The organism is Psychroserpens mesophilus, assembly GCF_050617655.1.
In the GTDB taxonomy this organism is placed as follows: Bacteria; Bacteroidota; Bacteroidia; order Flavobacteriales; family Flavobacteriaceae; genus Psychroserpens; species Psychroserpens mesophilus_A.
The window spans coordinates 1-1,602 of the sequence record NZ_JBODQC010000025.1 but is presented as its reverse complement, the minus strand read 5'-3'; the positions used below and the strand labels follow the sequence as shown (position 1 = coordinate 1,602).

3 protein-coding genes are annotated in these 1,602 nt (G+C 29.0%); all 3 read right to left on the bottom strand.

The window, feature by feature from the left end; translation table 11 throughout:
* Positions 1-80: 80 nt before the first annotated feature.
* Positions 81-791, bottom strand: a complete 711-nt coding sequence (locus ACRHNM_RS16135; protein ID WP_431137670.1) for a hypothetical protein — start codon at positions 789-791, stop codon at positions 81-83.
* A 147-nt stretch (positions 792-938) separates the two neighbouring features.
* On the bottom strand, positions 939-1,226 hold the full coding sequence (locus ACRHNM_RS16130; protein WP_431137669.1) for a type II toxin-antitoxin system RelE/ParE family toxin: 288 nt from the start codon (positions 1,224-1,226) through the stop codon (positions 939-941).
* Positions 1,219-1,458, bottom strand: a complete 240-nt coding sequence (locus tag ACRHNM_RS16125; RefSeq protein ID WP_431137668.1) for a ribbon-helix-helix domain-containing protein — start codon at positions 1,456-1,458, stop codon at positions 1,219-1,221. Before ACRHNM_RS16125 ends, ACRHNM_RS16130 begins: the two co-directional genes overlap by 8 nt.
* Positions 1,459-1,602: the final 144 nt, after the last annotated feature.

The following is a 1,602-nucleotide window of genomic DNA, read 5'->3' as shown; positions in this document are numbered from 1 at the left end:
AGTGGATTGGCTTACGACGATAATTTTGTTTCAAAATTAAGCTAAAATTGCTTGTTTTTTAACTCAGTTCTTTGTTGCCATTAGTTATTTCTTTCAATTATTTTGGATATATATTCTTCAAAAATTCCGACACAAGTTTCATCTTTTATTTCAATTGTTTCATTTCCTAAAGATAAATAGTAGTAAGTTCCAGGTCCACATCTTCTCATTGCTGAATTCAGTAATCTTAATTTCTTTTCGAACATTATTAGATTATCAAGGTCATTTTTATCAAGTTTAATCACTTTTTTTTCTTTGATTTTTTTTCCATTTCGTTCTTCAACATACTTATATTTTAGGATAGCACCATTTTTATTAGGAATAATTTTAATCTCTGTATCTGTATATACAAAGCAGCTACCTCCAGACAATTTTAATTTCCAATTCTTATTTTCCTCCAGACTTTTTTCAATAAAGGTCTTAATTTCATAATCTTTCATTTTTTCTATACACAAAAATAGTTTTTGAGTTTTAGGTGTAATCAAAAATGTTGTGTCTTTTTTCTGATTATAAATATTATGATATTCAATTTTGACTTCGTTTGCAGAAGTTTGTAGCCTAAATAAATCAAATTTAGATTTAGTAGTCTGACTAATAACTTTGTGTTTAGTCAGTATTTCAAATTTAATTTCTGAAATATCTCTGTTCGATTCTCTATCCTTAATGCAGTCATATGCGATTAATTCAATTGTATTTTGACAAATTGTTGAATTACTGTAAAGAAGTATTAGTATTAACAGGATTTTCTTCATAATTAATGGCAACGTGTTGTGTATGGCTAGTTGCGTTGGCTAGGTCTAAAATACTAAAAGAAAACGAACCAGAGGAAAATCCGCAGGATTTTCCGAGTACACACAGACCAAGTAATTAGTGATACACGTTGTTGGCAACTGTATTTTTTAAAGAATATTATCCAAGTCTTGTTTTCCGACTATAGCCATTATATCTATAATGTCTTCATTGACTTTAAAGAAAATACTATCAGATCCACAAACACAACGTCGATATCCTTTTTTTATAAAATCAACAGATTCAAATGAATAAGGTCTTTGTGCAATGATCTCAAAATATTCAAAAAAAGATTCAAAGTATTTATCCGCTTGAGTAATTCCGAATTTTTTAACACCGTAATGATGAATTCTTATTAAATCTTCTTTAGCAGTATTACTTATTCTAAAATCAGCCATTTAGTAAATCCTTTGAATGTTTTAGAATTTGAGCTTTATTATCAGAAGTAAATCCGTTTTTTTCAGCTTTCTCGAGCTTCGTTCTAATCCAATCAATTTGAACTTGTTGATTTCTTGCTTGTCTAATTAAATCGTTGACTAACTCACTTTTACTCGAATACTCTTTGTTATCAACTTGATTTTTCAGCCATTCATCGTTGGGTTTTGTGAATGATATACTTTGTCTCGCCATAATATTATATTTGATGTAAAATTACACCAAATATGAATCAAATGCAAGTTTTTCGTAATATTGTTGCCAACGTGTTCGTGTTATGGCTAGTTGCGTTGGCAGGAACTAAGTTAGTAAAAAGAAACGAGCCATTAGGAAAATCCG

Coding starts and splice junctions, on each gene's coding strand:
- ACRHNM_RS16130 (WP_431137669.1), bottom strand. CDS start 1,226: ATGGCTGATTTTAGAATAAGTAATACTGCTAAAGAAGATTTAATAAGA.
- ACRHNM_RS16135 (WP_431137670.1), bottom strand. CDS start 791: ATGAAGAAAATCCTGTTAATACTAATACTTCTTTACAGTAATTCAACA.
- ACRHNM_RS16125 (WP_431137668.1), bottom strand. CDS start 1,458: ATGGCGAGACAAAGTATATCATTCACAAAACCCAACGATGAATGGCTG.